The sequence below is a fragment of the Brevibacillus nigriterrae genome (assembly GCF_049846925.1).
GTDB lineage: Bacteria > Bacillota > Bacilli > Brevibacillales > Brevibacillaceae > Brevibacillus_H.
Map to the genome: position 1 here is coordinate 1 of NZ_JBNCMT010000047.1, position 26,430 is coordinate 26,430.

General features: G+C 46.0%; 25 protein-coding genes and 1 pseudogene. 11 read left to right on the forward strand and 15 right to left on the reverse strand.

Annotated features, from left to right (window positions below; translation table 11 throughout):
• On the forward strand, positions 1 to 1,309 hold a 1,309-nt coding region (gene pdxR, locus ACPW7N_RS24195; protein ID WP_425654143.1), incomplete at its 5' end, for a MocR-like pyridoxine biosynthesis transcription factor PdxR.
• A gap of 59 nt (positions 1,310 to 1,368) precedes the next feature.
• Here the strand turns inward: pdxR and ACPW7N_RS24200 are convergent.
• Both ACPW7N_RS24200 and ACPW7N_RS24205 read right to left on the reverse strand, forming a co-directional pair.
• Complete coding sequence (locus ACPW7N_RS24200; protein ID WP_425654145.1) at positions 1,369 to 1,464, reverse strand: YjcZ family sporulation protein; 96 nt, start codon at positions 1,462 to 1,464, stop codon at positions 1,369 to 1,371.
• Positions 1,465 to 1,534: 70 nt separating this feature from the next.
• A complete protein-coding gene (locus ACPW7N_RS24205; RefSeq protein WP_425654147.1) occupies positions 1,535 to 2,386 on the reverse strand; it encodes a helix-turn-helix domain-containing protein in 852 nt (283 codons plus the stop codon).
• A gap of 127 nt (positions 2,387 to 2,513) precedes the next feature.
• On the opposite strand from ACPW7N_RS24205, the gene ACPW7N_RS24210 reads away from it, so the two are divergent.
• Entirely contained in the window at positions 2,514 to 3,800 is a 1,287-nt protein-coding gene (locus ACPW7N_RS24210) for an MFS transporter (RefSeq protein ID WP_425654149.1), read from the forward strand.
• Positions 3,801 to 3,819: 19 nt separating this feature from the next.
• Here the strand turns inward: ACPW7N_RS24210 and ACPW7N_RS24215 are convergent, their stop codons facing one another.
• From ACPW7N_RS24215 to ACPW7N_RS24245, 7 genes are all read right to left on the reverse strand, one after another.
• The gene (locus ACPW7N_RS24215) at positions 3,820 to 4,002 is read right to left on the reverse strand and encodes a hypothetical protein (protein ID WP_425654150.1); all 183 of its coding nucleotides are present in this window, start codon (positions 4,000 to 4,002) and stop codon (positions 3,820 to 3,822) included.
• A gap of 105 nt (positions 4,003 to 4,107) precedes the next feature.
• Positions 4,108 to 4,320: a hypothetical protein gene (locus ACPW7N_RS24220; RefSeq protein WP_425654152.1), complete on the reverse strand. Its 213-nt coding sequence runs from the start codon at positions 4,318 to 4,320 to the stop codon at positions 4,108 to 4,110.
• A gap of 24 nt (positions 4,321 to 4,344) precedes the next feature.
• A complete protein-coding gene (locus ACPW7N_RS24225; protein WP_425654154.1) occupies positions 4,345 to 5,484 on the reverse strand; it encodes a Ger(x)C family spore germination protein in 1,140 nt (379 codons plus the stop codon).
• A gap of 31 nt (positions 5,485 to 5,515) precedes the next feature.
• Positions 5,516 to 7,012, reverse strand: coding sequence for a spore germination protein (locus ACPW7N_RS24230; RefSeq protein WP_425654155.1), 1,497 nt, complete (start codon positions 7,010 to 7,012; stop codon positions 5,516 to 5,518).
• Positions 7,009 to 8,112, reverse strand: coding sequence for a GerAB/ArcD/ProY family transporter (locus ACPW7N_RS24235; protein WP_425654157.1), 1,104 nt, complete (start codon positions 8,110 to 8,112; stop codon positions 7,009 to 7,011). Before ACPW7N_RS24235 ends, ACPW7N_RS24230 begins: the two co-directional genes overlap by 4 nt.
• Positions 8,113 to 8,267: 155 nt before the next feature.
• The gene (locus ACPW7N_RS24240; RefSeq protein WP_425654158.1) at positions 8,268 to 8,786 is read right to left on the reverse strand and encodes a hypothetical protein; all 519 of its coding nucleotides are present in this window, start codon (positions 8,784 to 8,786) and stop codon (positions 8,268 to 8,270) included.
• A gap of 24 nt (positions 8,787 to 8,810) precedes the next feature.
• Positions 8,811 to 9,617, reverse strand: coding sequence for a VanW family protein (locus ACPW7N_RS24245; RefSeq protein WP_425654159.1), 807 nt, complete (start codon positions 9,615 to 9,617; stop codon positions 8,811 to 8,813).
• Positions 9,618 to 9,746: 129 nt separating this feature from the next.
• On the opposite strand from ACPW7N_RS24245, the gene ACPW7N_RS24250 reads away from it, so the two are divergent.
• Entirely contained in the window at positions 9,747 to 10,901 is a 1,155-nt protein-coding gene (locus ACPW7N_RS24250) for an acyltransferase (RefSeq protein WP_425654160.1), read from the forward strand.
• A 78-nt stretch (positions 10,902 to 10,979) separates the two neighbouring features.
• Here the strand turns inward: ACPW7N_RS24250 and yunB are convergent, their stop codons facing one another.
• The gene (gene yunB, locus ACPW7N_RS24255) at positions 10,980 to 11,702 is read right to left on the reverse strand and encodes a sporulation protein YunB (RefSeq protein WP_425654161.1); all 723 of its coding nucleotides are present in this window, start codon (positions 11,700 to 11,702) and stop codon (positions 10,980 to 10,982) included.
• A 303-nt stretch (positions 11,703 to 12,005) separates the two neighbouring features.
• On the opposite strand from yunB, the gene ACPW7N_RS24260 reads away from it, so the two are divergent.
• Positions 12,006 to 13,985 carry an RCC1 domain-containing protein gene (locus ACPW7N_RS24260; protein ID WP_425654162.1) on the forward strand — a complete coding sequence of 660 codons (1,980 nt, stop codon included), beginning with the start codon at positions 12,006 to 12,008 and terminating at the stop codon, positions 13,983 to 13,985.
• 81 nt (positions 13,986 to 14,066) lie between these two features.
• Here the strand turns inward: ACPW7N_RS24260 and ACPW7N_RS24270 are convergent, their stop codons facing one another.
• Positions 14,067 to 14,792, reverse strand: coding sequence for an MBL fold metallo-hydrolase (locus ACPW7N_RS24270; RefSeq protein ID WP_425654163.1), 726 nt, complete (start codon positions 14,790 to 14,792; stop codon positions 14,067 to 14,069).
• Positions 14,793 to 14,924: 132 nt separating this feature from the next.
• On the opposite strand from ACPW7N_RS24270, the gene ACPW7N_RS24275 reads away from it, so the two are divergent.
• The 7 genes from ACPW7N_RS24275 to ACPW7N_RS24305 all read left to right on the forward strand — a co-directional run bounded on the left by ACPW7N_RS24275 (position 14,925) and on the right by ACPW7N_RS24305 (position 23,311).
• On the forward strand, positions 14,925 to 15,518 hold the full coding sequence (locus ACPW7N_RS24275) for a TetR/AcrR family transcriptional regulator (protein ID WP_425654164.1): 594 nt from the start codon (positions 14,925 to 14,927) through the stop codon (positions 15,516 to 15,518).
• A 352-nt stretch (positions 15,519 to 15,870) separates the two neighbouring features.
• Complete coding sequence (locus tag ACPW7N_RS24280) at positions 15,871 to 16,272, forward strand: VOC family protein (RefSeq protein WP_425654165.1); 402 nt, start codon at positions 15,871 to 15,873, stop codon at positions 16,270 to 16,272.
• A gap of 498 nt (positions 16,273 to 16,770) precedes the next feature.
• Positions 16,771 to 16,920 (forward strand): hypothetical protein, encoded by a 150-nt coding sequence (locus ACPW7N_RS24285; protein WP_425654166.1) that lies wholly within the window; start codon positions 16,771 to 16,773, stop codon positions 16,918 to 16,920.
• Positions 16,921 to 17,027: 107 nt separating this feature from the next.
• A complete protein-coding gene (locus tag ACPW7N_RS24290) occupies positions 17,028 to 20,225 on the forward strand; it encodes a type 2 lanthipeptide synthetase LanM family protein (protein ID WP_425654167.1) in 3,198 nt (1,065 codons plus the stop codon).
• Positions 20,215 to 22,386, forward strand: a complete 2,172-nt coding sequence (locus ACPW7N_RS24295) for a peptidase domain-containing ABC transporter (RefSeq protein WP_425654168.1) — start codon at positions 20,215 to 20,217, stop codon at positions 22,384 to 22,386. Before ACPW7N_RS24290 ends, ACPW7N_RS24295 begins: the two co-directional genes overlap by 11 nt.
• Positions 22,383 to 22,907, forward strand: a complete 525-nt coding sequence (locus ACPW7N_RS24300; RefSeq protein ID WP_425654169.1) for a TlpA family protein disulfide reductase — start codon at positions 22,383 to 22,385, stop codon at positions 22,905 to 22,907. Before ACPW7N_RS24295 ends, ACPW7N_RS24300 begins: the two co-directional genes overlap by 4 nt.
• Positions 22,904 to 23,311 carry a vitamin K epoxide reductase family protein gene (locus tag ACPW7N_RS24305; protein WP_425654171.1) on the forward strand — a complete coding sequence of 136 codons (408 nt, stop codon included), beginning with the start codon at positions 22,904 to 22,906 and terminating at the stop codon, positions 23,309 to 23,311. The genes ACPW7N_RS24300 and ACPW7N_RS24305 overlap by 4 nt, the downstream gene beginning before the upstream one ends.
• A gap of 149 nt (positions 23,312 to 23,460) precedes the next feature.
• Here the strand turns inward: ACPW7N_RS24305 and qoxD are convergent, their stop codons facing one another.
• From qoxD to ACPW7N_RS24325, 4 genes and pseudogenes are all read right to left on the reverse strand, one after another.
• Complete coding sequence (qoxD, locus tag ACPW7N_RS24310; RefSeq protein WP_425654173.1) at positions 23,461 to 23,745, reverse strand: cytochrome aa3 quinol oxidase subunit IV; 285 nt, start codon at positions 23,743 to 23,745, stop codon at positions 23,461 to 23,463.
• Positions 23,742 to 24,344 (reverse strand): cytochrome aa3 quinol oxidase subunit III, encoded by a 603-nt coding sequence (qoxC, locus tag ACPW7N_RS24315; protein ID WP_425654175.1) that lies wholly within the window; start codon positions 24,342 to 24,344, stop codon positions 23,742 to 23,744. Before qoxC ends, qoxD begins: the two co-directional genes overlap by 4 nt.
• On the reverse strand, positions 24,341 to 26,293 hold the full coding sequence (qoxB, locus tag ACPW7N_RS24320) for a cytochrome aa3 quinol oxidase subunit I (RefSeq protein ID WP_425654177.1): 1,953 nt from the start codon (positions 26,291 to 26,293) through the stop codon (positions 24,341 to 24,343). Before qoxB ends, qoxC begins: the two co-directional genes overlap by 4 nt.
• Positions 26,294 to 26,313: 20 nt before the next feature.
• Positions 26,314 to 26,430 (reverse strand): annotated as a pseudogene (locus tag ACPW7N_RS24325) (cytochrome aa3 quinol oxidase subunit II); the annotation flags it as partial.

The window sequence follows — 26,430 nt, forward strand, 5'->3', positions numbered from 1 at the left end:
CCCCGGTACTCGCCTGCCTTCTATCCGTCAGTGTGCAGAGCATCTGCGGTTAAGTCGCAATACAATCGAAACGGCTTACCAGCAACTGCTCGCAGAAGGCTATTTGATCAGCAGGCCACGTCTGGGATTGTTCGTTGCAGAAATCGAACAGGACTTCAGCAAGCAGGCTGGGAAGGCACACACCGTTTTCCAGCAGACGAGTCCGTTTGTCCCTGCCACCTCCTTTCGCTATGATTTTCGCAACGGAGAAATTGACGTCAATCATTTTCCATTAGCTGTATGGCGCCGTCTCACTCATCAGTGCCTGACAGAGGAAGAAAACCATTTACTGCATTATGGTGACCCTCAGGGAGAAATCGGACTCCGCCTGGAGATCGCCAAATACCTTCACCAATCCCGTGGTGTAAAGTGCAGGCCGGAGCAAATTGTCATTGGAGCCGGTATCCAGTATTTGCTTGGGTTGTTATGCCAACTCTTTCAACCTGACATTTCTGCGATTGCTGTAGAAGAGCCGGGGTATGTGGGAGCAAAGTCTGTTTTTCAGAACCACCGAATGAAGCTGTATCCCATCCCGCTTGAAGAAGACGGATTACATTTGGGCGAACTTGGCAGCAGTGGCGCCCGTGCAGTCTATATCACGCCATCCCACCAGTTTCCTTGTGGAATGGTTCTCCCCATCGCCAAAAGGATCAAACTTCTTCAGTGGGCAGAAGCAAATGACGGTGTGATCATCGAGGATGACTATGACGGCGAATTCCGCTATTATCAAAAACCCATTCCTTCCTTGCAGGGTCTGGACCACACCGGGCGGGTGATCTACCTGGGGACGTTCTCCAAGTCTCTGTTGCCTGGCATCCGCATGAGCTACATGATTCTTCCCGAGCGATTGCTGGAAGTGTATCACCAGCGCTTCGCCAATTATGAACAAACAGTTTCTCGCATCCATCAACGAACGGTACAGCTTTTCATGGAGCAAGGTCACTGGGGTCGGCATATTCGCAAAATGCGCGTCTTGTATCAGCGAAAGTTGGACATTCTGGTTGATTCCGTACAACAGGAAATGGCTGATTGGGCACGATTGATTGGAACAGATGCCGGACTACACGTCCTTTTGGAGCTGACTCGTCACGTTCCACTTGATGAATGTCTCGCCCGAGCGGAGCAATTGCAGGTGAAAGTCTATCCGACTTCCCCTTTATGGCTTTCCCCTTTTCCCTATCAGCTTCCTACTCTGATGCTGGGCTACGGTTCAGTCCCCGAAGCTAATATTCGGGAAGGGATTCGCCGCCTGGCAAAAGCGTTCCAATAAATGCAAAAGAGGAGAACCTTTAATCAGGGTCTCCTCTTTTTCGTATTGTTCACGGGAGATTAATCCCATTCTGCTCCTACAATTACCAACAAGATGAACAGAACAAGGATCAAAATGAAATCGTCATCGAAACAACCGTTGAATACAGAGCTCATGGATGCGCCTCCTTTGTGAAGAATTTACTTCACTTTATGCGCTGGGTGGGTGTTTCGCCATGGGCGTTTATCACGGGTTTTGATTTTTACGAAAATCTCTGGGTGTAACACCATATTTCTTTTTGAAAACTCGCTCGAAGGTACTAAAACTGCCAAACCCAACTTCAAAGGCAATTCGGGTCAGGTCATCCGTGGTGCGTGTCATCAGCGAAGCAGCACGTGTAATGCGCAGTTCGTTGACATATTGGCTCGGTGTAGTGCCTGTGTGCTCTCGAAAAAGGCGGATCAGGTGGAATTTGCTTAGTCCAGCCTCAGCAGTCAGATGATCCAAAGTCACTTCAGAATCGGCTTGTTCGTGAATAAACTCAAGTACCCGCTTCATCGATGGATGATGGGCTGCGGGTGAAGATGTGTACGTACCCGGCGTGTATGTGCCCGGCGTATGCGTGCCCTTCTGTAGCGAAAGCAGCAACGTAGCCAACTCCCATTCCGTCTCCTGCAACTCAAGCTGTTCAAATGGCCGCTGAATGGTTTGCCTGATTGCGGATTCAGCCAGCTTGCGAAACCCGTCCGTCGTGCCTTCTCCCCAGGGAGAGAATTCAATGGAACCGCTTGGTCTCTCGAAACGATCAGTCGCCACCCGCTCCAATAGTTCCCGATGAAAAAATAGCAACAACATCCTCACTGACTCTTCGCCTGCAAAATGTCGATGTTGATAGCCAGGTGAGAGGACCAGTCGCTGCTGATCTCTGACCAAACGAGTTTCCTGGTTGCATTGCATGGTTGGATGTCCGATGAGCGGAATGCTGATCTGGTAGAAATCCGAATGATCGTGCAAGTCATCGGATGAATTCGGAGCAATATCGTACAGCGTAATGGCACTGTAGTCCATTTCCAGGGAGAGTGGTCTGGTTATAGTCATGCTTTTGCTCCTTTCCGCAATTATTGCTGTTTTCCGATAGCAATTCCTGCTGAGACTCACCTGTACGCATCAGTCATAATGAATATACCCTATGATCGTTATGACAATGGCTTGAAGGGAGTACGCTATGAATCTATCACTTTTGCAAAATCGGAACTTCGTCATGTTCCTCACTCGAGAATCGCTTATGTTGTCTGGCACGATCTTTATCCAGATTTCACTCGCACTCTATACCCTATCGTTAACCGGATCTGCCGGAAAATTTGCTTCTGTGCTCGCCATCGGAATCATTCCTCATCTCTTGCTAGGCACTTTTGCTGGCGTGCTAGTTGATCGCATAAACAAACGAAATCTGCTGTTGCTCCTTGATGTTATCAGGGGTGGATATCTGCTGATCCTTTTCGCCTATTCCCTTTTTGAGCCTATCGATCTCATTTTGATTTATGTCACTGTGATTGTGTTCGCTGCCTGTGATTTGTTCGTTGCACCCGCTTTTGGAACGATGCTGCAATCGATTGTGGCAAAAGACGATCTGATGAACGCCAATGCCTTGGACGTAACAGTCGTTGAATCCGTTCGTGTGCTGGCTCCTCTACTAGGTACCATTGTGTACAGCACATGGGGTCTGGGTGCTGTGCTGCTGGTGAATGTTTGTACTACATTCTTATCAGCAATCGCTACTGGAATGATTCGGGTAAAAGAGGCAATTCCTCATCACCACAATACCACCATTTTACAGGATGCACGAAAAGGATTACAGGTGTTTGTCCGTAATCCTCGCATTTCCTCACTTGTATTGAACGGAATTCTTACTCATATCTTCCTGTTTCCATTCGTGATGGTAGGTTTCCCTTACATGATCAAACAAATTTTCATGGGGAGTGATGTTGATTTCGGTATCGTGGAGAGTGCTCAGATGGCAGGGTCTCTCTGTTCCATACTGCTGGTTGCTTTCTTTATGAAAAGATACAGCATCTCAGCAAATATTGGTCTTGGCATTGTCGGGATGATTGCAGCGGTGTTCCCTCTTTTCCTGTTAAAGCTCCCCCTGTTCGTGTCATGGATGCATGCGCTGCCCACTCTGGTCGTTGTCTTTTTCTCAGGAGTCAGTTTTCTCCTGTTCCTGATGTTTGGTACATACGGAGTCTTTTTCCGAACGTTTTATCAACAAACCGTTGAGACAGCAATGTTAGGAAGGTTTTTATCTGTGATGGCCATGTTGTTTGCCATCGGGCGATTTGCCGGATTTCATATATTCGGGTTTCTGTTTGATTTTACCGACCTGTTGTATCCGATCATGATTCTGGGCATCGGTATGGTATTGAAGCTCATCGTGCATGTCCCCTTTTTGTCTGAAGAGAAACGTCTTGCAATTGAGAGACGTTCTACTGACTCACCCTTGCAGGACCGTTGAAGGGAGATTTCACACAACTCTAGAGACGAAAGGCAAACAAGATGGCGAGAAAGAGTAGCGTTGCCACCCCGTAGATCCAGGTCAAGCGAAACAATCTGCGCTTGGTCTGGCTTGCATAGTATTGTTCGACAGGATTGATCCCGATGATAACGGTCAGGATACCAGCAAGCACACAGATCCCGATAATTAATCCTCCGAGCATAATTCATCCCCCCAACTGGTTGCGCACGACTCTCCTTTCTTCATCTTATTAGCACGCTGGTAAAAGATGCACGTTCTCACGTACAACTTCAAGCGTGACCGTTCATTATTTCCATTGGAAGGTATGAACAATTTCTGTGATGATCCGATTGGGACTCCACATTTCAATCCGCAATATTTGCATTTCGCTTAAAATAAAGGCGGACAGCAGCAAAACGGAATAGACCAGGAGTTCCCTTTTCTTGCGTTGGCGCAGCAAATGGGGCAGGTCAAGGTATGAAATTGCAGCAAATAACAAGATCAAACTAACAGTGGCCATACGATTTTTTCTCCTGTTTCCTTTTTAGTACTTCAGTTTTGTATTAGTTGGTCTAAAGATTAAACCGGAACGGCGAATGTGGGCATCCACTTGAATGTCCAGGGCTACTTGCGGAAGAATGTCCGTCCAACGATCAGCAATGTTATGCCACACGTTTGGGTAGTACCTCCTTACCTCCCGGCCAATTCCCAATACATCAACCTTCAATGAGCTGGCCTCGGTAAACACGGCTAGCACGTCCCGTTTGATTTGCAACCTGACTTGATCCTCTACTGCTTTCATCATTTTTGGATCAACCAGGTCCTCCTTGCACGTTTGGTCACTCAGGTTGCCCTCTATGAAAATACGCATCGTCAGTGTTATCTGATCATCTTTTACCACTGGTCTCACTTTATTACTGAAGTCGGTTACCTGATAAGTGAGAAATTCACCCTTGCTCCCTGGACAAACACATTTAATCGTGGTGTTGTTAAAATCATTGTTTGCGATGCTCGTTCCATTTGTGGCTGCACCCGTCACATATCCGACCAGCTTGTCCTCTCGAAACAAGGCAATCCCCGACAACTGATACGTCTCCACTTTTCCACGAATAACCTTTGAATCAATTACATCAAGCGCAGCAGATACACCAGGCGTCGTCAGTGTACTCATAAATTCTCTCATAGTGATCTGCTGCACGCTTATTTGCCGTATTTTGGCGGTATTCAAGAGGCCTGCCATCGCCTTGGCAGGAACATTTCCCAGCTCTATCTTATGATTGAGCAAATCCTTGGCTTTGCCTTTGGTTGTGACGACATAGGTTCCAGTGCGGCTGTCCCGATCTCGCTCAAACCAGGTAATAACAGGGGCTACCCCCTTTTTGGCCAGCTTCTCTCCAAATATGATGATTTGCAAATGCGGCCAGTACATTCGACGAGGGGAGATACGATTCAACTGGGTTATGGCATCCATCACTGTCTTGCCGCTTGCTGTCAAACTCCAAGTAGGGAGCTCGGACCCACCGCCGCCCATTCCGGAAGCACTCGGTTTGATTACCTGTGCAGTGATCTCATACGTATCTTCACTGGAGAGATCCAAACCGACGCCGATGACGACGGCAACCTGATTCAGTTCCTTCTTGTCCCAACAGCCGGTGAGAAAAAGGACGGATATAACACAGATCAAAACAACGTTTCGAATGACTGCTTCCCTCCCTTTACCTACCCCATTTGTTCAATTTGGGCATTCTGTTCGCATTTTTTCCGGCAATTTCATCTGGTCTCATCTGCATTTTCCACCACGGCATACGGATAAACAAATCTTTCCACCCGCTGGAATGGTAGGGCACCATCGGCGTAAGATAAGGAATTCCAAACGATCGCAGGGAACACATGTGAATGACCAAAAAGATAATACCGAACATCATACCGAAAGCACCGAGAATTGCAGAGAGCAGGAGAAAAGCAAAACGAATTAATCGGGCAGCAATCGCAAAGTTGTAGGAAGGCGTACAGAAGGAGGCAATCGCAGTCAATGAAACGGTAATTACCGTACCTGGCCCGATCAATCCCGCCTCCACTGATGCTTGTCCCAAAACAAGCCCTCCCACGATAGAGACGGCAGCGCCAATGGTTTTGGGCAACCGTATCCCTGCTTCCCGCAGTATCTCAAACGTAATCTCCATCAAGGCAACTTCGATGGCAATTCCAAATGGTACACCTTCTCTTTGCCCTGTCAGAGCAATCAGCAAGGGAGTCGGAATCATCTCCTGATGATACGTCAGCAGAAACACATAAAACCCAGGCATGATAAAGGAGAGCAAGAAGGTAAAGGTGCGCAACAACTTCAAGAAACTCGAAATATCAAACCGCTGGTAGTAATCTTCGTTCGAATATAAAAATAAGCTGATCGATGCCGGAACCAATAGACCGATTGGCGTCCCTTCCGTCAAGATGGCAATCCTTCCCTCCAGCATGCCAGCGACAATACGATCCGGGCGTTCTGTGTTGAAGATCGTGGGAAAAGGCGTATACGTATGGGGGTCTTCAATCATCTCTTCCAGATACAGCGATTCCATCACACCGTCAATCTGAATCCTGCGCAGCCTGTTTCTCACCTCATCGACGATGGTCGGTTTGGCGACATCTTCAATGTAAAGTATCGAAACAGGGGTATTCGTGAGGTTGCCAATTGTCAATGTTTCAATGCGCAATTTATGCGTACGGAGCCGGTTACGAATTAATCCAAGATTGATTTGGAGAGATTCATTGAATGCTTCTCTCGAACCCCTGACCACTGTTTCTGAGCCAGGCTCTGAAACGGTCCTCCTCTGATTTCCCTCCGTCCCGGCGGCCAATACCAGCTCATGGCCGTTCACAAGAATAATCGACATACCTTTGACCAGAGACTCGATAACTTCCTCTATCGTATGCAGTGTACTGAGTTGTGTCGTGGAGACTTTCCCTTTTGCCATCTCCAAATATTCCATATCAACCTTCTTCGTTCCAGAATAGCGCTCCACATAGCTCAGCATATCTTTAATGACAAACTCATCGATGATTTCTTTTTCCACAATACTGTTCAGAAAAAGAATCGCAAACTGAATGTCTCCCTTTGCCTCCAACCTTCGAACAGACAAATCGCTGCAATTCCCGAATAGTGTAAAGATGGTCTGAATATTTTCATCCAGATCTCTTGTAAGAATGTCGCTCATACATTCTCCCTCCGCTTCTCAAAAAGACGCCTGATGATAGCAATTATGAAAAGCACCAAAGGAATAAACCCGCCAATAAACAACGAGTAGTAAGGGAAGGTATCCCTGAAAAAACGGTACATCTCTATATAATTTTCACTGTTGAGCAAGGAAACAATGACCATCAGCGCACCAGTTGGAGCAGCCAGCGCACGAAAATCTTCCAGTCGAAAAAGCTGAGCAAGCCCAACCGTCGTGCCAAAAAGAAAAATCGATATTTTTGCAAAGGATCCCAAACTCCATAAAACAATCCCTATCAAGTCGAGTCGTTGCAAATCTCCCACCTGAATGTCTCTCAGCAATTGAAATGTCGGAAAGCTCAGGCCAATGCTCCGTTCCAGTCCAAAAACCGCAATCGGTCCTGTTATAGGTCCCAAAAACATGACAATCAGGATCAGCATCGTGATCATACTGCCCTTTCTTATCTTTTCTTGGTGGGCAAAAAAGGGAAAAACCATTCCTAAGATAACAAACGTGCTGTAGAGGGAAACAAGGGTGAACATTCCCATCAAGGCTGGCTGGGGGCCAAATTCCAAGATGGGCAGAAAATTTTTATAAACTTTATCTTTTTGGGTCAGAACAGATGCAGTAAGACCAACAGGAATCATGCAAACCAGAAAAATTTGGTTGGCTCTCGCCATCACTTCCAGCCCGTTACGAACCGCATAGACAGCGAGTATCGTTACGGCTACAAAATAAACCATGATGGGAGTCCTCGGCGTAATAGCCGAAGTGAAAAACTCACCAAATCCTCTGATGGCAAGCGATGTATCATGAAAAAAATAGAAAATAAACAGGCACGAAATCAACTTTCCTATCCATTTTCCGGTGATTTCCTGGGTATACTCAATGATCGTTCGACCCGGATAGAGCTTTGCCAAACTCGATACCACAAAACCAATCAAGACAGCAGGAACAATAGTAATCAACACAGAGAGCCAACTGTCTCTTCCTGCTTGATTAATGATGACCGGAATAAATAACAAATGCCCAGTTACAGTTATACTTGCAATCGCTAGCATGAATCCCTGAGTGGCTGAAATTCGTACGCTGCCTAACAATGCTGATCACCTCGAAACTCTTGGCAGTTGTGTATATTTTATCCAAACAATCGAAAACTATTTTTAACGACAGGGAAGAGCTCTTCCCAAAAAAAAGAAGGAGGATCGTCCCCCTTCTCTTCTTATCTATTCACTTCAACGCTAATTATTTATGTTCAATCTTCAAAAACCACAAACTGGTCTGGTCGGCTGCGAATCGTATCACCTACCAGCTTCCATAAAGCAGGAGCATGCTCATGGAATGCATCGAAGAGATCACTTATTTGCACCTGTAACTCTGTATCGTGCTCGAGATCTTGTGGAATGGCTATTCGCCACTCTCCTGTGTCTTGACGGTTCTTCGATTCCATATACATTTCTGTTTTTTCCAGTACGGCGAGCATGTTGAGTGCCCCGAATGACCTCACACCTTTTTTCACTGCCTCCCAGGTATTCGATTCACTCAATAAATGAGCAATCCAACAATAGTACTCTACCACCGAATCACAAGCATGGTCGTACAACACCCGAATCATAAATAACGATTGCTGATCCGCTGAAAGCTCCTTGAATACCTTGGTCTTCACCGCAGGACTCTGACCTCGCAGGGGCAGCAGAATCGGTTTCATAACCTCCCACGCAAGTTCCTCATCACTCATGGAATCAAACACGACTTTTTTCATCTTAGTTAACATGGCATAATCGCTCCTTCCCCCCGATTATACCGTACAACTCTCTTCTATCGAATACCTGACTTCCGAGAAGTTGCGGATCATTCGCTCTTCTAGAATGGAGTTCCCAGTTCGCTTATCAATGACGATCCGCCAGATTTCATTTTCACGATAGAATTTGTCCTCTTTTTTATGAAAGCGATGGTTGCGCTCCTGTATGTGATACGAGAAGGGCCATTCCTGATCCGTTGCAATGAGTCCCTTCAAATGCTGATCAGTCAGCCAAAGCCGTATCTGAAACGTGTGGGTTGTCGGATTATAAAAACGCAAGTCCACAAAATTATAAAACACACTTGCACCGCTTCCAAAAGGCAACACCCTGTGATCATCAGGAAATGGATCAAACTGGTGATGGTGCCTCTCTACCACCTGCAACGGCGTATGTAATGCCATCCAGAACAACAGATTGGCAAGCTGACAAATTCCTCCCCCAATTCCTGTGATCACATTGCCTTGTGAAAGCAAAAGTCCTTCTATATATCCTTTTTCCTTGGTTGTCTCCCCTACTGCTTTCCAAAAAGAGAAGGTCTCGCCTGGTCGAATCAGAATGCCGTCTATACAGGAATGAGCGATCCGCAGATTGGTAATTTTATTTTCCTGCAATTGTGGATCACTGCTCCCTAATTTACGCCGCAAGAGCGACTGATGCTTTTTACAAGTAAAAGATAATTGGTCCTGAGTATGTTCCCGAGCAAATCGTTGTCCACTGAACAAATCTTGAAGCGAGCGAAACATTCTTCTTTGGAAAATGCGAAGACGATAGAATGCGGGATGCACTCGAGATAACTGAAACATAGCTTCCTCCTACTTCCTTAATGAAACAAGTATACGTGCAATACCAGAAAATAACAAAAACTTAAACACATCTGCAAAGTTTGGTATGATTAATGCATTAAGGTTTGATGTTGGGAGTGGTAGTAGAACTTGAAAAAAGAAAGAATCGAGGAACTGGATGTCCTACGAGGATTGGCATTTCTCGCAGTCGTATACCAACATGTGATCGGGGCATTCATCAACAAACCAGCCATTAACTATCAGGAAGCAATCATGCTGGGAATGGCTTTTAATCTTTCCAAATTTGCCGTACCCGCTTTCGTCATGATTACAGGAATTACCCTGTACTATAATTACTCCGAAAAAATACAGTATGTTTCATTTATTAAAAAGAGAGCAACAGAAATATTTATTCCTTTTGTTATCTGGACCATCATTTATTATCTGTATGCACACAGAAACGGCCCGATACAATTCGATTTTCTGTTATTGAAGGAGCTAGGCAGTGAACTGATCATTCCTAAAATCGGTTACCATCTGTGGTTTGTCGTGATGATTTTTCAGTTCTATCTCTTTTACCCGTTCATTTTATCATTCGTTACCTGGTGCAGAGCAAAAGTATCACTCCGAATGGCACTGCTGTCGCTAACCGTGATTTATCTTTTTTTCATGTGGCTCTCCTCCGACTATCTGCTTTCCGTTGGATCAAACCTTCCGTGGGTGATCCAAAAGCTGATTGATACGAGAACGATGAATGCTTTTTTTTATTTTATGTATTTTGCCATCGGTGCATTGATTGCGCTCAGACTCAAGGAGTGGCGAAATTTTATCAATCGATCATTTGAGTGGAATATCTTCCTTTTTGTAGCCTTGTTTATCCTGGTTGGATACGAACTGATCTCAGGGAATCCTTCCAAAGTAATGATCGGTTACTCCACTTCTTTAAAAATTTCAATGTTCTTCTTTACGGTCTCAAGTCTGATGATGATATATGATCTCTGCTTGCGTATGACGACTTCCGATTCCATTGTTTATCGCTTCTTCCGTTTTGTCGGAAAGTACTCGTTTGGTGCCTACTTGTCCCACGCACTGGTGATTTCTCTCTTATCCCAGACGGCAACGGCAATCGGCATACCGATTACAGGAAAAAATAGCCTGACTGGCAGCCTTGCCCTGCTGATTCCGAGCTCCCTTTTGTCGGTTTTACTCACGGTGCTCATCTCCAGGCTTCCGCTTGGCATGCTGCTGATCGGGAGCGTCCCCAAACTCAAGAAAAAAGAAGGAAAGGAACGGGCGGCAGCGTAGGTGAAAGGGCTGTAAAAAGACGAAAAACCTTAGTTCTCGCACAAGGAGAACTAAGGTTTTTTCTTTTCTTATTTTTGCTTATTGCGTTGGTTTATCTATTGACGGTTTATCCGTAATTTTTGGCACATCTGGCTTGCCCTCCGGATTGTTGTACAGGTACTGCGGCACTTCACCAATAATCAGGGAATGGGTAATCGGTATTTGGGTGATCACTGTCTTTTGCTCTGTTGCAAAAGGAATGACGATCCTCAAGTCCACTTCAACCCATATGTACACCGTCGCAAGCACCATATTGATGCCCGCTTCTTTCAGCTCAGTCTCCAACCGTGTCTTCACCGATCCGATCGGCACAAACGTCACCGGCAAATCCGGCCCCATCTGAGCAAGAAAGCTGTTCCCCGTCGCCAAGCCCAACGGAATCGTGCGTTCCACTTTCTCTTCCTCGAACTCCTTCAGGCGGTTTTGAATACGGGTGGTGGATTCACCCACAATCCGGGAATACTCCTTAAAATTAAAATCCACCGCTTGTATCTTGCCATCCTTGTCTTTCTCCATTTTGACAATCTCGTTGAAATCAACCCCCTGCTGGGCAATTCGCTTGGTCACTGCATCGCTTATTGCTGTCTTGGCAAGCTGCTCTGCTTTTTGTGAGGCGAGAATGAGCAATGTTGGCTCCAACCGCTGCTCAATCCAAACAAGAGATTGAATCGATAATCCTAAAAAAATGATAAAGGCAATAAACGTGGCTTTCCCCCTTCTCATCGGGACACGCATTCGCCTGCGTGTACGAAATACTGCCAAGATAGTCCACCTCCTACCATAGTACAATCCTATGCAGGTGGTGAGGATTTATAGACTCCATGCCGAGTATTATTGAGCTGAATCACAAACAGTTATGAATATTGTAGTCTGTTTCACAGAATCCAATGGTAATATTCGCTATTATTTGTTCATTATCAGTTATGGCACTTTTCATTCTACTATTTGCTTTTGACGAAGCAAGTTGTTGTGAAGTAAGCACAGGATGTAAAAAAATAGGATAGCATACACCATGTTATCCTGAGTAGACAGGTAAATGAAGCTCAGAAAGGAAGAATGGGAAGAATGAAGCGCTTTAAGCATTGGATGTTATCCTTCGCATTATTGGCAAGCTTGTTGCCAGTTCAAGTTGCACAGGCAGCGGATCAAAAAGAACCTCCACAAATCGATGCAGGCCGAGATTTTAGCATTGCGCGAGCGGCAGATGGCACCGTTTGGACGTGGGGTATGAACGATAAAGGCCAAATCGGGGATGGAACAACGACTGATCGCAAAGATCCAGAACAGGTTGAAAAACTCAAAGATATGGTCGATGTATCCGCGGGAGAAAGACATGCTCTCGCATTATCAAAAGACGGTACAGTCTATTCCTGGGGTTCCAACAGTAACGGCCAACTGGGCGATGGAACAGCAAAGGATCGTACGGAACCCATCAAAGTGAAAAAATTGAGCAAGGTGATTGCTGTTGAAGCAGGTGGAAACCACTCTATGGCAATCAAGGAAGACGGAACGCTTTGGGCATGGGGAAACAATGACCGCAACCAGTTAGGGGATGGAACAGTTTCCAATCGATCGACTCCCGTTCAAATTAAAGGGATCAAAGATGCAAAAGCACTTGCCCTCGGTCCTCATCATACCCTCGTATTGAAAAAAGACGGCACGGTCTGGGCTGTCGGGCAGAATGATGGGGGTCAAATCGGGGATGGAAGCTACGGTCATGCGATGAAATTTGTAAATGTGAAAGATCTGACTGATGTTGTCAGTATTGCAACTGGCATGAGTCATGCGCTAGCAGTGAAAAAAGATGGAACCGTCTGGGCGTGGGGACGAAATGTAGACGGACAAGTAGGCGATGGAACACCTGACTCAAAAAATCAGCCCCTACAGGTGGAAGGACTCGAAAAGGTGGTTCGTGTGGCAGCGGGGAACGATAGCAGCTACGCCATTGACGAAGAGGGGATGGTTTGGAGCTGGGGCAGCAACTACATGGGTACGCTGGGATTAGGCACCGATAAAATTTACACGCAGACAACACCGATGCAAGCATCTGATCTGTCAGACGTTGTCCAATTGGACGGCGGTCTGCTGCACGCAATCGTCTTGAAGAAAGACGGCACGGTTTGGGGCATGGGAAAAAACGCAGAAGGTCAGCTTGGTAACGGTGGCGGAAAAGAAGCCTATTCACCCATTCCAGTAAGTGAGTTAAACATTGGCGAAGGAAATGGCAACGACCCAGATAACCCCCCTCCTTCCCAGCGTATGACGGCCACTGGAGGTGAGGAAACAGTACTAGTTGAAAATGCCCCGCCCGGTCGTAAGGTTATTCTTTTTCAATGGGATTACTATTCAATAGTCAACCATGGGATGAAAGAAGCAGACGACTCAGGCAAGGTGAAATTTACGAAGCTGCCGCCAGGCGACGGATATTATGCGGCATTATGGAGCTTGGGCTCTCCTGTCGGGTTTACCCCGATCGTTAAGGTTACCCCGGAGAAAAACGATGCTTTGATTGAAGAAGGCTCGCTATATACGGAAGCTAGACCAAACGGTACCACCACGGAGATTTTCATTTCAGGAAAAATCCTAGATTCTTCTGTCAAGACCGTTGAGATTTCATTTGCAGGGGTAAAAGCAGAGGCAACCATCAATGGCGATCAGTTCGTTTTGAGAAAATCGTATGTAACTGATCAGCTAACTGATACATGTATCGTTGAAGCAGAGACCTCCGGGAAGAAGAAAAAACAAAGGCTGATCTTTCCCGTGGAACGAGATTTGGTCAAAGATGATACGCTGATGGGAAAATCGTTGTCCCTGGGTTCAAGTATTTACGTCAATGGGGACATCGGACGGTATGGAATCGGCGATGTATACCTCGTTGGTGGTTCAAGCAAAGGAAAGATAACCAACATCAACAAGAATGACAGTCGATTTGAGTTAGTCATTGAATTAAAGCAGGGTGTGAAGCCGGAAGACGTGCAACTGGTATTTACTTCAAACCCATATGGCTTTGAAGTTATGCGCCTTCTCCCATTGGAAAGATTCTAGCCAGGTAATTTATTTAAGCAGCTTGCAAGGTTTGAGTTCGGTATTGCACTGGGCTCAAGCCTTTTAATTTTGCCTTTTTGGTTAAACGTCCGGTAAACCTTTCAGAAATTCTGCATGTCGGCGAACATCATTTACCCCCAGTGGGCCACCGTGACCCAAATAAAATGTGCGGTGACCGGATGAGATTAAACGCAGAAGCTCATCCGCTACCCGGTGCGGATCATCTTCGAATGGCGGCCGTATGGCGTGATTTTTCCTCATGATGCCGCCAAGCAGAATACCCGAGGCCAAAAGATCACCCACCATAGCATCTTTCGACTCCAGTTCAACCGAAATAGATCCCGAGGTATGCCCAGGTGTATGGGTAACTGTGCCAGGTACGCCAAAACGCCGCAAATCGATGTCCTGTTTTCCGGAAACCAATAAATCCGGCGTAAATCCCTCATAGGGCTGAAGGATGAATCCCGTTTTGAAAAAAAGCCGGGCAAACAGTCCCGTAGGGCAGAACGTCATCTTCTCTTCCCTGCTGTAATGCTTTGCGTCGCCCTCATGGGCAAGTATGGGAGCTCCCGAAAGTTCCCGCAATCTTGCCGCACTGCCGGCATGATCGACATGCGCATGAGTGATAATGATGAGCTTGATGTCCTTGAAGGTCAGCTTCTCTTTCGCTAAAACCCTCCCTATTTTCTGCTCAGATCCCGGTATACCAGCATCGACCAAGACGCAACCATCTGGTCCAAGCAACAAATAGGCGTTCACCATGTGCATTGGAAGAATGGGAATGCGGACAATCTTCACTTTATTCATAAGCAAATCACCCCTCACAAAAATACCGAACGGTTCGGTTTTTTTGTATGATACCAAAAATTTCTCGAATATGCCATAGCAATGTTAAAATATAAACAGTTATATTTTTCGTGAATACGGGGGTCTACTTTCATGCGCAAGGGCGAGAAGACACGCCAACATATTATTGAGAAATCAGCTGGACTGTTTAATCGAAAAGGGTATGCCGGCTCTTCGATACAAGACATCATACAAGTCACCGGATTGACCAAAGGCGGCGTCTATCGGACATTTTCAGGGAAAGACGAAATTGCGCTCGAAGCGTTCGATTATGCCTCAAGGATTATGATGGACCATTTCTTGAAGGCTGTCGAGAAGGCGGAGACGGCAATCGACAAGATCATAGCAGTATGCGAGGTGTACGAAGATCCTGTCAACCATCCACCGATTGAGGGTGGTTGCCCCTTGCTCAACACGGCAGTAGAGGCGGATGACGGATATCTCCCGCTCAGAGAGAAAGCAGTAGCTGCGCATAGTCAATTCACCGCATTTATTCAAAGCATATTGGACGAGGGTGTCACCACTGGGGAGCTGTCATCAGATCTCCATACGGAAGCCCTTGCGTCATTCGTGGTTTCTTCGTTGGAAGGCGGGGTAATGGCAAGCAGGTTAACCCGGAACAACAAGCACGTAGGGTTCGTGATTCAGCAGATCAAGCTTGTCCTTTCGACTTATCGAAAAATATAGAAAAGGAGAGGACTCGTCCTCTCCTTGGTTTACTGATTTATCCTTCAGCAGCCTCGTGGGGTATTGTATTGTGCTCTCGATTCTCTTTAATTTAACAAGCTATTCAAACAATCGGTCATGCATGTGAACGTCATCAGATATTTGATAATTTACAAATTCTTTATCGGAAATATCTATTGTTCGATGAAAAATAAAGTACTAGACTACCTCAAGTAAATAAGTTTACCAAGGAAACAGCAGGATGCATGACAGGAATGTCATACCTAGCGGTTTCTATTGTAAGATTCGCTTCTGCTGCCAGAAGTAGAGTATAGTAGGAGTAGTTGAAAATATATTCCAGGAGGCTACAGCCATGTCACAGGAGATTTGGATTAACCTGCCGGTCAAAGATGTTGAGAGGTCAACTACCTTTTTCAATGAGATTGGATTCCATGCGGTGAGCGTTGGTAACGAGAGAGCCAAGCTTGCAATAGGCCAAACAACGATTCTGCTGTTCCCCGTTGCGGCGTTTGAGAAATTTACAGGTTCAAAAACCGCAGATACTTCCCATAGCGCAGAGGTAATATTTTCCGTTGGTGCTGAAAGCAGAGAAGAAGTAGATGCCTTTATTCAAAAAGTAGAGTTTGCCGGAGGAAGCATCTTTGGCAAGCCGAGTGAAATTGACGGCTGGATGTACGGCGCAGGATTTGCCGACCTGGACGGTCACCGCTGGAACCTGCTGTACATGGATGAGAGCAAAATGCCGAAACGCTAATATGGAAACGCCGGTCACCTGCTTAAGGTCACCGGCGTTTTTTACACCCCGTATAATCTCATATCTGTCATTCAAATCAAACTCCAATCGCTGCTCGATCCAGACAAGAGATTGAATCGTTAATCCAAAGAAAATGATAAAGGCAATAAACGTGGCTTTCCCCCGTCTCATCGGGACCCGCATTCGCCTGCGTGTACGAAATACTGCCACTTGGCTCCACCTCCTGCCATAGTACAATCCTATGCAAGTGGTTGGGAAATTCGTATACAAGAAAAGATTCAATAAATCCAAAAACTATTTTGAATTATAAGAATTTATAAAAAACACTTTCAAAAATTCAATAATAATTAAATTACATAAATTGTAATCTCTGCTACATTTTTAATTTTTTCCATGATTATAATTAGGACTTGTGGTGCTAAGTGCCTTACACCCGCACGGATACACATGCTAGCTACCTGTGTCCGAAAAAACTAATTATTTTCAGGAGGTAATACCATGGAAAAATTGATGAACGCAGCAGGCTTGATGACTGACGAGGAATTGGCAGAAGTAGCAGGCGGTATTTATTGCAATCAATGCTCAAGCAATGGTAATTATCCGAATTCTTACACAGCTGACGGCAACTGCTATACCTGCGGAGATTAATCATTAATAGGCTTGATTACTGATTGGTACCAAAAAGCAGACAGAGCGCCATGTTCTGTCTGCTTTTCCTCTAAAAAAAGAACAAACGTATGTATGGAGGAACTAGTATGAAAATGATCATAGACCAAGAAACCGCTCTCTGGTTAAAAAGTGCATATCTGCATGAACGCACCATTCCTTCAAACAGTACAAATATGGATATCCAGAAGGTGACGCACTGGCGCCAAAGGACGGGATTGCAACATGACGGGCTTTTTGCCAAAAGGTTGCGGGAACAAGCGTTAGATGTTGATAGCTTCGCCAGAATCATAACTGCCAAGGATCAGCCATCGCTAAAAAAATCATTGAAGTGGACGGTTATTTTGCAGGAAATCCTCGGTCTGCATGAATCTGGTCAGAATAGACACGGTGTGTATTTTCAACTATTTGAGAACAAAATGTTTGTCGCGTTTTTAGTACCTTTTCTCCACTGGATCAAAAATAAACTAGAGGCTGAATTCCGGATGCAGCATCGCAGGTTCTCTCGAAGATTGTTCAACGAAGAGAGTATTACGCAGGATATTCAACGTGCTCTTTTCGATCAATTGTATGAAACAGCACTCCAAACATTGATTTTTGAGTTGCATCTTGCCCGTGAGCAAGATGAGCTGATGGGCGAAACACCCGAGGAGCGTTTTAGTGACTTCGAGATGCGGTTTCTTACTACTCCCCTATCTCTCCGGCGTTTGTTGGAAAAATACCCCTTGCTTGCACGCTTGCTCGTGGAACAGACGGAACGAACACTCCATGCTTTTGTCGAAATGTTTGAAAGACTTCAGCATGATCATGATAAGCTGGTCGCATGCTTTGGCACTTTGGACTGCCTGAAGAAAGCTGAAGCCAACATGGGGGACCGGCATCGCCGCGGCAGAAGTGTCATTCTCCTGGAATTTTCAAATGGAGTCAGACTTGTGTACAAACCAAGATCCACCAGCATCGATCAGCATTTTAAAGAGCTGCTGATGTGGGTAAATAAGCAGGGATATGAACCTGTGTTTCGTACGATCAAGATGCTGGACCGGGGCACGTATGGCTGGCAAGAGTATGTAGCTCCCCATGATTGCCAGAACAGAGAACAACTCTGCCGATTTTATAAAAGGCACGGCGGCTATCTTGCCCTCTTTTATATGCTAAATGGTGTGGATATGCATTTGGAAAATGTAGTAGCATCCGGCGAGCATCCGATGATGATCGACCTTGAGACTTTATTCCATGTAGGAATGCCTGGAAAAATCGAAATGAACGCGTCGGAAAAGGCCCATGCATACCTACGGTCAACTGTATACAGCATCGGCCTTCTGCCTGCACTTCTGGACGGTGCAGAAATTGGTGGATTGGGAGGGCGTGCTGGTCAGGCATTTTCTAATGAGCGGTTTGTTCTCATAAATACTCGTACCGATCAGATGCAACTGGTCAAGAGGCAGGTAAACCTGCAGGGAGCCAAAAATCTGCCGACCTTGCTCGGTGAGCCAGCCAAGGCAGAAGAATATGTGGAAGAGATTATTGAAGGATTTACAGCTATGTACCAACTCCTGCTTGACCACAGGGATACCCTTTTGTCCGAGCAAGGTCCCCTCTATGCTTTTCAATACGATTCTGTACGTGTCATCCTGCGGGATACCTACGTCTATACAGCCATGCTGCGAGCCGGTTTTCATCCAATCAATTTACAAAATGGATTGGACCGCGATCAGCTCTATGACTTTATGTGGCGCATTGTCGAGATCAATCCGATCATGACCGATCTGATTGCATCCGAGTGTATGGATTTGCTGGAGGGAGATGTTCCGATGTTTACAACTCGCATCGACTCTACTGATATTTGGGACACCATGGGTAAAAGAATCCCCTCCTTCTTCCACCAATCAGGGTTTATGGCTGTCTTGCAAAAGCTAGAAAACCTGGATCATGAGGATTGTCAGACACAAGTATCCTTGATACGAGCAACTATGATGACGCTGGAGCGGTGGGTGGAAAAAGAGATACGGCTCGGTCAGGGAAAGAAGCGAAGTGAGAACGAACGAGAGACTCCCAAAATCGAACGGGAGACATTTGTTCAGGCAGCCAAGCGGATCGGTAACTATCTGGCGGAGCGTGCCATCTGGGGAGACAGAAAAGAAGATGTGACCTGGATTGGTATGGGTGTTCAAAATGATACGAACTGGCATTTTTCCGTAATGGATGGCAGCCTGTATAAAGGAACGCTGGGCATGACGTTCTTCTACGCTTATCTCGCCAAAGAGACTGGGGAACAAGCTTTTGAAAACTTGGCGAGAGCGTCTTTGCGCAGCTCGGAAGAAGTTTTTCAATATCCGTTTTCCGTCAATGTGTGTTCGGCTTTTCTCGGTTATCCGGCACTCAGTTACGTGTATATGCATCTTTCCTGCCTGTGGGATGATCCGGAGCTGATGAAAAAGGCGTTGATCACCTATCAAAAAATTGAGAATGCGGTGGAAAAAGAAAAGCAATTCGATTTCATCAGCGGCATGACCGGGGCCATACTGGTAGGACTTGGTCTGTACCGTGCGACAGGTGACGAGAAGACACTTGCTATCGCCCGCCGATGTGGAGAGTGGCTCCTGACTCATGCGGAAGAAAGCTCAACAGGGATCGGCTGGAAACACCCGTCCGCTTCTTCGTTGGCAATCAGCGGTTTTTCCCACGGTGCCACAGGTGCCGCCTACGCCTTGGCAGGGTTATCTGAAGTAACGGAAGATCCCAGGTACATGGAAGCTGCCGTCAAAAGCCTCTCTCTGGAAAGAACACTCTTTGATGCAGAAGATATGAACTGGAAAAGTGGATTGCGTTCAAGAGAAAACGTACCGAATGCGTTTCATTGGTGCACCGGGACATCCGGAATTGCACTAGGAAGGGCACTGATCCCCAGATCTATGCGAAACGATGAGTTGGAACAAGATTATCAGATTGCTTTGAAGCAGACGATTGAGAACGGCTTGGATAGAGGCAACTGTATGTGCCATGGAGACATGGGGAATCTGGATGTATTGCTGGTTATCGCGGAGCTTCATCAGGATCAAGATCTCCGAGAGTTTGCCTATCATCAGGCAGTGAGGATGACCACCCTCTCCTTTGAAAATCAAAAAAACAGTGCAATCCCGGAAGAAGTAGAGCAGCCAGGACTCTTTGACGGGCTGGCAGGTATCGGATACGGTTTCCTTCGCTTTGCGAATCCTTCGCACGTACCGTCCATCCTCTCATTGGCGGGAATCAATCAAAGCAAGGCAGGAGAGAAAGATGAAGAATAAATGGCGTGTTCCTTTTGTGGAACAGATGGAGCAATCCGAATGCGGTATTTGCTGTCTGGCCATGATCATGGGTTACTACAAGTCGTATGTGCCGCTGCATGAGCTTCGTGATCGGTGCGGAGCCGGTCGTGACGGTGTGAATCTGCTTACTCTAAAGAAAATCGCCCATGCGTTCGGGTTGCAGGCAAGCGGGAAAAAAGTGTCGATAGAACAACTTGAAAGCCTCAAGGTACCCGCCATTCTTTACTGGGACAATAATCATTTTGTTGTCCTGGAAAAGGTACAAAACGGCTCCTATACCATTCTTGATCCTGCTATCGGTCGAAGAAAAGTGGCTCGAGCGGAAATGATCGAGAAGTTCTCCGGTGTCGTTCTGGAAATGGTGCCCACTGCAGACTTTATTCGTTACAAGAAACGGTTTGTGTGGAAAGAATACATTCTGCTTCTCGCCACTGAGCCAACACTAGTCACTTCTATTATTGTTTGGTCATTGTGGCTGCAATTGCTTGCGTTGGTCACTCCGATTGCGATCCGCTATTTGATTGACGAGGTGATTCTTTCCAAAGAATACAGCTTTCTTCCCCCTATCTCCATCGGCATGCTGGCGCTCTCGATTGTCTATCTGCTCATCGCTTATTCCCGTGCCCGTTTTTTAGTGAATCTGCAGAACAAGTTGGACGGCATGTTAATGAGCCGCTTTTTCTTCAAGCTGCTGAAGCTTCCGTATCAATTTTTTCAAACAAGGACAACCGGGGACCTGATTGTGCGGGCAAACAGCAACATGATGGTACGCGATGTATTGTCTTCGAGTACTGTCGGAGCCATTCTCGATGGAGGATTGGTGGTCTTTTTCCTCTTGTATATGGTAAACCAATCCCCGATGCTCACGGGATGGGTGGTCTGTATCGGGCTGCTTCAGATCATGATTTTGATCGGGACATCCCAGTATATCAAACGATTGTCCCAAGAGCAGATCATTCGCCAGACAGCTGCATCCAGCTCTTTCCTGGAAAGTCTCAGGGGAATCCATGTGGTGAAATCGGAGGGCTTCGAGGATTTGGCATTTTCCCGTTGGCACGGTCTGTATCAGGAGCAGCTCTCCGCCATGAAACGAAGGGGCATTGCGGAAGCGGTTGTAGAGAGCCTCGTGAACTCCTTGAGATTTGGTGCACCTCTCCTGCTTTTATTTATCGGTATTCAAGAGGTTATTGCCTACCGGATGACTTTAGGTGAGTTTTTTGCCTTCTTTTCGTTGGCGATGGGATTTCTGGTGCCGCTTACCTCGTTTGTCAGTACACTGAATCAAATGATTGTGCTGGGCGCCTATCTGAATCGGATCCTGGATATTCATGATGCCAAAACGGAGCAGGACGACGCCAGTGTGATACCAGTTCCTCAACTGTCGGGAGCTATCGAGTTGCAAAACGTCGATTTTCACTATACGGAACACAGTCCCGCTGTAATCCGCAATGTATCAATTTCTATTAGTCCTGGACAAAAAGTAGCGATTGTCGGAGCTTCAGGGGCGGGAAAAAGCACGCTGGCCTGTCTGCTCCTGGGACTCTATCAGCCGACCAGTGGCAAGGTCATGTTTGACGGCCTGGATGTCTCTCGTCTGGATAAGCCGCAATTGCGCCAACAGATCGGTGTTGTGATGCAGCATACGTTCCTCTTTCATCGAACCATTGCCGAAAATATTGCCCTGCATAATCCTGCTTTGCCATTCGATCAGATTGTCCGGGTTGCCAAACTGGCTGGCATTCATGACGACATCATGAAAATGCCCATGAAGTACAATACCTTGTTATCGGAAACGGGCAGCAATATCTCCGGTGGACAACGGCAGCGCTTGGCCCTTGCCCGCGCACTCGCCCACGATCCAGCGATTCTTCTGCTAGATGAAGCCACAAGCTCTCTGGATCAACTGACTGAGAGAATCGTGGATCTGAATTTATCCAATCTGTCCTGCACGCGGGTCGTTATCGCTCACCGGCTAAGTACGATCATTAATGCTGATCTGATTATCGTTGTCGATCAAGGAGCAATCGTGGAGCAGGGAACACATGAAGAACTGCTTCTCCAAAATAGGGTCTATGCCTCTATTTATCAAGGAAAGCAAAAGGAAGAAGAAATGCAAGAATGGAAGGGGGCAACGGGATGAGAAACGGTTTTAAGTGGTTCATACTGCTGCTGGTAGCCATCGTCCCTCTCATTGGCATCTATATAGTGAATAATCCCATGCTGATGACAGAGGTTTTGGTTGATACGGGAGGGTTTGCCAAGGGCGAGTCACTGCCTCTCATGACAGGGGAAGATGTTACTGGAGGCAAGGTTGATATTAGCGCTTATCAGGGAAAATCGTTTGTTGTCATGATGGCCAAAATCGATTGTGAGACGTGTAAAAGTTCCTATCCGATGCTACAGCAATGGCAAGCTAACTATCCGAACACGCCTCTCGTGATGTTAGGGGTGGGCACCAAGGATGAATACGCCCAGGTAAAACGGAAGATGAATTTTCAATTTCCGCTCGTTACCTTGGATGATGAGAAGCAGAACCTGTACCGTATGAAAATTACACCAGTCTTTTACCTTATCGACGCAAGCGGAAAGGTGGCGGACCGCATGAATGGGTATCGCGTGAAAGAGTTCCAAGCATTTATGGAAAGGGCAACCGCACAATGACATCTCTGCGTCCCACAGTTGTTATGTACGTACTGGCCGTTCTTGGTGTGTTGGTATCGGGCTACCTGTTTTTAGCCAAGGTTGCTAACCAGTTCTTCTGCCCCATTGGGGAATGTCAGCAGGTGAATGACTCCGTGTATGCGTACATTGGTCCTCTGCCGGTTTCGCTCATTGGTGTTTCCTATTATCTGTTTCTGCTTGCATTGCTGCTTTTCGTTCAGAGTGATCAGACTGGAATATTGCGACGAGTGTTGGAAATCTCTCTGTTCCTTGGGCTGATATACTCAGTGTATCTTACCTATGTTGAGCTTTTTGTTCTGAACGCGGTCTGTATGTGGTGTGTTTCGTCATTTCTCATTGTCATCGGATTGAATGGGATCTATTTTTTTGCTCGTGTACGTTGACGGCAGCATTCGTAAACTGCTAGCTGGCGTCAGCAATCCTATGCAAGGAGTGGGGAAAATCGTACAAGATAAAAAGGGTCAACCTGAGATGGTTGACCTTAAATTTTGAAAATAACGCTGACTTTCCAATGTTGGTTCGTTTGTGCCCTTCATTGATAACCCCAGATCATGCAGAGCAGGGTACCGAAAACAGTAACCAGCGCTATGAACAAGGCGTAATACAGATTTGTATAAATGGAGGTCTTATCGCCCGTCTCCCCTGCATGCATAAATACTACTAACTGAACACCAGCTTGTATGAATGCTGTAGTAACAAGGATGGTCATGCCTGTCAAAAATGACATGTTGAAAAAATAAACGGCAAGTGCAATTCCCGTCAAGATCATGGAAAATACATAGCCCATCACTTGCTTTCTTGGGAACAATTCATTCACGAGACCATCATTCCTTTCAAATAGACGAAGCTGAAAATAAAAATCCACACGACGTCCAGAAAATGCCAGTAAAGCGAAAAAATGAACGATTTATTTGCTGTTTCTGGGGTAAGCCCTCTCTTTTTCACTTGCAGGAGAATAGCCAATCCCCAGAACAGTCCAAATGTAACGTGAGCTCCGTGAGTCCCTAATGTAGTTAACAGAATAGCTGTAAATGCACTCGTCTGAAGCCCCGCTCCAATATGCGCGTAATGAATAAACTCATATGCTTCAACTCCAATAAATCCTAGTCCAAGCAGAAGTGTGATTGTAAAGAAACTCATCATTGCCTTCCTGTTCCCAATCCGCATCGCATGAACCCCGAGCCCAATAACAAAACTGCTGGTTAGAAGCAGGATCGTTTCGATAATCACCGGTGTGATTTCGAATATTTCTGCTCCCGTGGGACCATTACCCGTACGATCAACCAAGGTAAAATAGGAAGCAAACAGTGTGCCAAAGAGGAGAATTTCAGCCCCAAGGAAAATCCAGAATCCCAAGATTTTTATTCGATTTTCATCCGTACTATATTCGAGTGGCAGCGAATGGTCGATTTTCATTGGTTAACACCTCTCAGTTTGATCATTTCCGTTTTTTCAATTTCTTCAACCAAGATATACCGCCCATGATCGTTTTCAAAGGAACGAATAGCCATACACGTGAAGATACCAAGCGTTGTTATAATAACTACTGTCCACATGCTAAATACAAAGGCAAATCCCCAAACAAAGAAAATACAACTCATAACAAATGGTGCACCGCTGTTGTTGGGCATATGAATTTTTTCATACTTTCCTTTGAATAATTGATGTCCTTTTCTTTTCGCATCCCAAAAGGCTTCAATTGAATTACACTGTGGCAGGATAGCAAAGTTATACTCTGGCACAGGACTATGCGTAGCCCACTCCAAAGAACGGGCATCCCACGGGTCTGCACTGTTATTTCGAGGAGCATATCGAACGCTCCAGTAGATGTTGTAAACAAGTATCGCGAATCCGATTACTAACCCCATCGCTCCAATAAAAGAAATGAAGTTTAATGTTCCAAATCCTGTTGATTCAGAGTACGTGTACATCCGACGAGCTTGTCCATCTAATCCAGAAAGGAACATAGGGAAGAATGTTACGTTAAAGCTGACGGCAATGAACCAAAACGCCCACTTGCCGATTCTTTCATTAAGCATGAAACCAAACATTTTGGGCCACCAGTACGTGAGCCCGGCAATCATCGCGAATACTACTCCAGGAATGATGACATAGTGAAAATGAGCCACCAGGAACATCGTATTGTGATATTGGTAGTCAGCGGCGGACATTCCGAGCATCACGCCAGTGACCCCACCAATCAGAAAAATCGGTATGAAGCCTAGCGAATACAGCATCGGAACGGTGAATACAATTTTGCCTTTCCACAGAGTGAACAACCAGTTAAATATCTTGATACCGGTCGGAACAGCAATAGCCATTGTCGATATGGAAAACACACTATTCGTAAGCGCACCTTGCCCCATCGTAAAGAAATGATGGGTCCAAACCAGAAATGAGAGGAGTGAAATGATCACCATAGACGCTACCATCGATTTATACCCATACAAGTTACGACGTGCAAAAGTGGAAATGATCTCACTATACACCCCGAAAGCCGGCAGAACTAAAATATACACTTCCGGATGCCCCCATACCCAGAACAGATTGGCCCACAGCATATCCATACCGCCATTGGTAGATGCAAAGAAATGTGTTCCGAACAATCGATCCATGGTCATCATAGCCAGTGCCACAGTTAATACGGGAAAGGCAAATACAACGATCACATTGGTGACAAGAGCTGACCAGGTGAACATCGGCATTTTCAGTAAAGTAATACCGGGTGCTCTCAACTTAAGAATGGTAGTGATAAAGTTAATCCCTGATATCAATGTACCTATGCCTGAAATCTGTAACGCAAGTGCGTAATAATTGATTCCCACCGATGGGCTGAACTCATTGCTTGCAAGCGGAAAATAAGCTGACCAACCTGCGTCGGGGGAGCCGCCAATGACAAACGCAATATTGAACAGCATGGCCCCCATGAAAAATAACCAAAAACTGAGCGCATTCAAGCGCGGGAAGGCGACATCTCTTGCTCCAATTTGTAATGGAACAACGAAATTCATTAACGCATAGATAAAAGGCATTGCCATAAAGATCAGCATAAGTGTTCCATGTGTAGTGAAAATCTCGTTATAATGCTGCGCATCCAATAACGTATTGTCAGGAATCGCGGTCTGAGCACGCATCATAATGGCATCCGCTCCACCACGGAACAGCATGATCAACGCAGAAATCAGATACATAATGCCAATCCGTTTATGGTCCACGCTCGTTAACCATTCACGGTATAAATACCCCCATTTTTTAAAATAGGTTAGCCCGACAATGATTGCGATGACGGTTAACGCAATCGCTGCCATGGAAGCGTATATTGCTGTACTCGGGTGAGGTACTGCAAATCGTGAGAAGTAATCCATTGTTGTGACCCCTTTCTTGTCTATTTCTGATGGTGACCTGAATGTTCTCCTTCAGGAGCCGGACTGAATTCCAGATGTGTTCCCGTGAATGTGGCTTGTCCGACATGACCGGGCTCCAGTAATTTCTCGAAGATCTC